Raw genomic sequence first — 6,078 nt, 5'->3', positions numbered from 1 at the left:
ATGCCGCCGCTTCGATTCGTGAAGTAGTCCTGCAAGTAATCGAAGGTGGAATTCGGCTGAGTCTGATCGACGCCGAAGTCCGCTGGCACCACTAAACGCAGCGTGATGCCCTCAGGGCATTCACTAACTGAAAGGGCTCACTACAATATTTGACCGATTGTTACCTTCGAGGCGTCCCATGCAAAGGATCTTCACGAGTTGGGAACCATCATCGCAACGTGATCGAGGCCGGCATTTCGCTCTTGCCTGCAAAGGCGGGGCATGAGCGCGGTGCGGCAGGCAGGAGCCCGGAAGTCTTCATGGAAGGTGGAGAGAGCGCGAACCGGCCTCCGGGCTGACGCCCCCGCGCGCGGCAGCCCGCGCATCGCCGGAGGAGGTGCGAACGTCGGGACATGGCAGATGGCTCGCCGCTTGACTGTCACGATGAGCTGGCTAGTGGGCGCAACCATCTCGCCCTCGGGCGCAGGCGCGGCGATCCTGTATTTCGACGCGGCCGGCGGAACCCAGAACTGGGACCAGCTCACGACGCCCGCCTGGAGCCTCGCAACCGGGGGGGCCTACAACGTGACCTGGAACGCAGGCCTCGGGACCGACGCGGTCTTCGAGGGAACCGGCGGTTTGGTGAACATCCAGGCTGCGGCGCCGGTCTCGGTCACTTCGTTGACGTTTGGGACCAGCGGCGCACAGTCGTATACCGTCAGCGGGGCCGCCCTGGATCTGGCGGCCGCGGCGAGCATCACCGCAACGACGAATGCCACCATCGCTTCCGCAATCACCGGCGCAGGAACTTCGCTGGTGAAGCGGGGCGCCGGCACCCTCACGTTCTCCGGCGCGAAAACCTACACCGGGGCGACCGTCGTCGAGGCCGGGAGGCTGGAGCTGGAGAACGCCTCCGGCTACGTTTCCGCCACCACGGTCAACGCCGGCGCGACGCTGGCTTTCACCGGCGCGACGAACGTGACGACGGCGGCACCCATCACGCTTGCCAACGGCGCGGCGGTGGAAACCCTCAACACCTTGGGCTTCACGATCCTGAACGGCGCCCTGACCAGCAGCGGCAGCACCTCGATCACCATCGATCAGCCCGCGGGCGCGGGTGGCCGCGGGCTTTTTCTGGATGCCGGCCTGCACGGCAGCGGCATGGTCACCATCAACACCACCAATGCAGGCAATCTCGTGAGCCTGCGCAACAACAACAGCACGTTCGGCGGCACGCTGGTAATCAACGGCATCGCCAGTTCGGCGGCGGGCGCGGGCAGCGGCCTGGCGCTCGGCGGTCCCGCCACGAGCAATGCGCTGATCAATGCGAACGTCGTGCTCAACGGCACCATCGAGCTGGCCGACCAGGGATTGGGATGGGCCAACGGCTTCGGCACGAGCCGCTTCAACATGGGCGCGCTGTCCGGAACCGGCATCATCGTTGCCAATCGCAACCCCATCGGCAACTTCGGCTCGACCATCGTGCTGGGCCACACGAACGACAGCGGGCTGTTCAGCGGCCGCATCGTTCGCGGCAGCGGCAGGACCAACGTGGTCGGCGTGACCAAGGTGGGCACCGGCACCCAGATCTTCAGCGGCGCGAACAGCTATACCGGCGCGACCAACATCAACGTCGGCGTCATCAATATCAGGAACAACACCGCGCTGGGCACCACCGCCGGCGGCACCACCGTGGCCTCTGGCGCGGCCTTGCAGATCGAGGGCGGCATCGCCGTCGGAGCGGAGGCGCTGACCCTCAACGGCACCGGCATCGCGAACGACGGCGCGCTGCGCAACATGTCCGGGGCCAACTCCTACGGCGGCGCGATCACGCTCGGCAGCGCGGTGCGCATCAACGCCGACGCGGGCATGCTGACGCTGGGCACCATCACGGGCGCGGGGCAAGATCTCATGCTCGGCGGGGCGGGTGGCACGACCATCACGGGCCTCGTCGGCATCACCACGGGCACGCTGACCAAGGACGGGAGCGGCACCGCGATCCTGTCGGGCACGAACACCTACACCGGCCCGACGGTCATTCAGGGCGGCACCCTGCAGGCCGGCGCGGCTGCGGGCGAACGGGCCTTCGGCACGCTTTCGGCGGTAACGCTCGCGGACGCGGCGGGCGCCACGCTGAACCTCGACGGCTTCAACCAGACCATCGGCTCGCTCAGCGGCGGCGGCGCGGCCGGCGGCAACGTGACGCTAGGATCGGCCACCCTGACCACGGGAGGCAACGGCGCCAGCACCAGCTTCGGCGGCGCCATCAGCGGCACCGGCGCAGTCGTCAAGGTCGGCGCAGGCACGCAGATCCTCTCGGGCACCAACACCTACGACGGTGGCACGACCATCGCCGAGGGGACGCTGCAGCTCGGCGACGGCGGCACGACGGGCTCAATCGTCGGGCCGGTCCTGAACAACGCGGCACTGGTGGTCAACCACTCGAACGAAGCGAGCCTGGCCGGCGTTATCAGCGGCAGCGGCAGCCTGACGCAATCGGGCAGCGGCACCACCGTGCTCTCCGGCACCAACACCTACCGGGGCGCCACCAGCGTGACGAGCGGCGCGCTCTACATCGACGGCAACCAGTCGGCCGCCACTGGCGCGACGAGCGTCGCTTCGGGCGCGACGCTGGGCGGGCGCGGCACCATCGGCGGGAACGTGGCCCTGGCCGATGGCGCGACGCTTTCGCCCGGTGGCGCGAGTCCGGCGCCGGGCACGCTGACCATCAACGGGGACCTCTCGCTCGCGAGCGGATCGACGCTGAACTACAGCTTCGGCCAGGCCAACGTGGCGGGGGGCGCCTTCAACGACCTGACCAACGTTGCCGGGAACCTGAGGCTCGACGGCACCTTGAACGCCATCGTCCCGTCCGGCGGCGCGTTCGACACGGGCGTCTACCGCGTCTTCAGCTACGGCGGCACGCTCGACAACCAGGGCCTGACGCTCGGCGCCATGCCGTCGGCGAACGTCTTCGTGCAGACCTCGGTCGCCAACCAGGTCAACCTCGTCGCGACCTCCGGCGAGCTGCTCAACTTCTGGGACGGGGCGGCGGGCCCGAAGAACAACGCCGTCGTCAACGGCGGCGACGGCGTCTGGCAGAACATCAACGGCAACGACAACTGGACCGAAGCCACCGGCGTGGCCAATGCGCCTTTCGCCAACGGGTCCTTCGCCGTCTTCATGGCGCAGCCCGGCACCGTGCGGGTCGACAACAGCCTCGGCCAAGTCAGCGTGTCGGGCATGCAGTTCGCGAGCGACGGCTATCTGGTCGATGGCGGCGGCATTGCGCTCGTGGGTGCGCCCCGCACGCCCATCCGCGTGGGCGACGGCACCGCGCTCGGTGCCGGCTATACCGCGACGATCAACTCGGTGCTGTCGGGGACCTCTTCGCTGGAAAAGCTGGACCTCGGCACCCTGGTGCTCGGCGGCATCAACATCTACTCGGGGGGAACGGCCATCCGCGGCGGCGTGCTGCAGGTGGCGGCCGATGCCAACCTCGGTGTCGAAACGGGACCGCTCGCATTGGATGGCGGCACCCTGCGAAGCACCGCCTCGTTCACCACCGCCCGCGCAACCACGCTCGAGGCCGGGGGCGGCACGCTGGAGACGCCCGCCGGCGTCGTGCTCACGCATGCTGGCGCGATCGCCGGTGCGGGCGGACTGACGAAATCGGGTGACGGCACAGTGGCCCTCGCCGGCGCGAACTCCTACGCTGGCCCGACCGATGTGACGGCCGGGACGTTGCAGGCGGGTAGCGAGAGCACCTTCAGCGCCGCCTCGGCGCACACGCTCGCGCCGGGCGCCACGCTAGATACGGCAGGCTTCGACCAGCGGGTCGCGTCGCTGGACAACGGCGGCACGGTGAGCCTCGCGAGCGCCAGGGCGGGCAGCACGCTGACGGTCGCTGGTGCCTACACGGCACAGGGCCTGTTGCGCGTGGGCACGGGCCTCGCGGGCGGCGTGCCGGTGAGCGACCGGCTCGTGCTTGATGGCGCGGGCGCCACCGCGAGCGGCCGCACGACGGTCCAGCTCGCGAGTCTGGCGGGGCTGGGCGCGCCCACGCTCGGCAGCGGCATTGAGGTGATCAGCGGCATCAACGGCGCGACCACCACCGCGCAGACCACCAAGGACGCCTTCGTGCTCGCGGGCGGCCATGTGAACGCGGGCGCCTACGAGTACCGCCTGTATGCGGCCGATGCCAACGGCAGCGGCGAGAACTGGTACCTGCGTTCTACCATCGACGGCGCCCATGCGGCCCCGACCGGCACCTCCGCGCCCGTGGTCACCTACCGCCCCGAAGCCGCGCTGTATGCGGCACTGCCCAGCCAGTTGCGCCAAGGAAGCTTCGCGATGCTCGGGGACCTGCACAAGCGCATCGGCGACGACGACGTGAAGGCGAGCCAGGGCCAGGCCGGCGCAGGCGCCGCCGCCGACACCGGCCGCCGCGCCTGGGGGCGGCTGATCGCCTCCGACATCGACTTCCGCCAGGGCGGCACCGTCTCGCCCGCCAGCGAGGGCGGCTGGTCCGGCTTCCAGGCCGGCACGGACCTGCAGAGCGCGCCGGGCTGGCGCGCCGGCGTGTACGTCGGCCAGCTCGAAGGCGACGCGCGCGTCAACGGCTTCGCGAGCGGCCAGCAGAACCTGCGCGCGGGCCGCAACGACCTGCGCAGCCAGTACCTGGGCGGGTACGGCACCTACACCGCCGACAGCGGCTTCTACGCCGATGGCGTGCTGCAGGCGGGCCGCCACCGCTACACCGCGCGGCCGCTGTGGAATGCCGCCACCGAGGGCAAGGGCAGCAGCCTCTCCGCATCGGTCGAGATCGGCCAGCCCTTCGCACTGGGCGCGAGCGGCTGGGCCGTGGAGCCGCAGTTGCAACTGATCCACCAGCGCCTGGACATGGACGATGTCGCCATCCCGGGTGCGCTCGTGCAGTCCCAGGCCGACAACGGCTGGACCGCACGCCTTGGCGTGCGGCTCAAGGGCGCGGTCGAGACCGGCATCGGCCTGCTGCAGCTCTATGGGCGCGTCAACATCTACCGCAGCACCAATGGCAACGACACGGCACGCTTCGCGAATGGCGCCTTCGCAAGCGGCATTGCCGCACCGGTCGGCCGCACCAGCACCGAACTGGCCGGCGGCTTCGCGCTGAGCATGGGCCGGTCGAGCAGCCTCTACGGCGAGATCGGGCGGGTCTGGGCAACGGGCGGCGACGCCAAGGTCGGGGCCTCGGTCAACGGATCGGTTGGCGTCCGGCTGAAGTGGTGATGCCGCGGCGTTCACGGCGCCCGAACAATGGCATTCATCCGACGCGAGTACGGCATTTCACCCAGGAGCTGTCGGCACGGCGAGTACAAGGAAGAATGGAAGTGCAAGGGCGCGTCAATTGAACGGTACACCGTCATCGCTTCGTCGAGTCGGCACATGACATGCCGCCGAGAATTCGCATGACAGACGACAGCTCCTCGAGACCAGCTTCGCCGAGATCGAACTCGACCCCGTTGGGCAGGCGTACGTGCAAACGCAACACCACCGGCGCGCGATCGGGCTCAGCCTTGGCGGCCTCAATCTTCAATGGCACGAATGCCGCGACGCTATCGAATCGCGAGACCGGCTCGATCGGTCGCGCCACCTCAACGCCTCGCTTCTTGCCAATTCACGTCCGCACCAGGTTCGCATTGATGCCGAACTGCATCGCGATCCATGCCGCCGATACGCCAGGCTGCATGCATGCCCGCATGATCTCGGCCTTCGCCTCTGCGTCATAGGTACGGCGGCCATCTCGCTTGCGACCGGTCACCAACCGGCTCACCAACTCTGTGTTGATCTCTGACATACGTGTCCACGTTGTGTTTGAACTGACCCCCAAAACCTGGACGAACCGAATCTAGGAAAACGGGATGATCAGGTACACAGACAAGCAGAAGCTGGACGCAGTGAAGGCGTACAGGAAAGGTGGCGGTGGCTTGCTCGCGACGGCAGCGGCCCAGGGCGTGAACGTGGCGTCGTTGCGCAAATGGGTCGCTGGCTATGACTCTCTGGGCGATGCGGGCGTGGTAACGAAACGGCGCAGCAACTACGATCCTGCATTCAAGC

General features: G+C 68.5%; 4 protein-coding genes. 2 read left to right on the top strand and 2 right to left on the bottom strand.

The window, feature by feature from the left end; genetic code table 11:
* Positions 1-423 precede the first annotated feature (423 nt).
* The gene (locus EJI01_RS27915) at positions 424-5,250 is read left to right on the top strand and encodes an autotransporter-associated beta strand repeat-containing protein (protein ID WP_185879101.1); all 4,827 of its coding nucleotides are present in this window, start codon (positions 424-426) and stop codon (positions 5,248-5,250) included.
* 133 nt (positions 5,251-5,383) lie between these two features.
* Here the strand turns inward: EJI01_RS27915 and EJI01_RS29535 are convergent, their stop codons facing one another.
* A complete protein-coding gene (locus EJI01_RS29535; RefSeq protein ID WP_260602729.1) occupies positions 5,384-5,614 on the bottom strand; it encodes a hypothetical protein in 231 nt (76 codons plus the stop codon).
* A gap of 24 nt (positions 5,615-5,638) precedes the next feature.
* On the bottom strand, positions 5,639-5,818 hold the full coding sequence (locus EJI01_RS29530) for a hypothetical protein (protein WP_260602728.1): 180 nt from the start codon (positions 5,816-5,818) through the stop codon (positions 5,639-5,641).
* 64 nt (positions 5,819-5,882) lie between these two features.
* On the opposite strand from EJI01_RS29530, the gene EJI01_RS27905 reads away from it, so the two are divergent.
* The coding region (locus EJI01_RS27905) for a helix-turn-helix domain-containing protein (protein WP_148112378.1) at positions 5,883-6,078 on the top strand (196 nt) is incomplete at its 3' end.

Source organism: Variovorax sp. MHTC-1, assembly GCF_003984645.1.
Classification (GTDB): Bacteria; Pseudomonadota; Gammaproteobacteria; order Burkholderiales; family Burkholderiaceae_C; genus Variovorax.
The sequence above is the reverse complement of the archived record's forward strand: the minus strand, read 5'-3'. Positions and strand labels throughout refer to the sequence as shown.

What these genes read in the sequence shown, in the direction of transcription:
- EJI01_RS27915 (WP_185879101.1), top strand. Translation starts at nt 424, where the DNA reads ATGAGCTGGCTAGTGGGCGCAACCATCTCGCCCTCGGGCGCAGGCGCG.
- EJI01_RS29530 (WP_260602728.1), bottom strand. Translation starts at nt 5,818, where the DNA reads ATGTCAGAGATCAACACAGAGTTGGTGAGCCGGTTGGTGACCGGTCGC.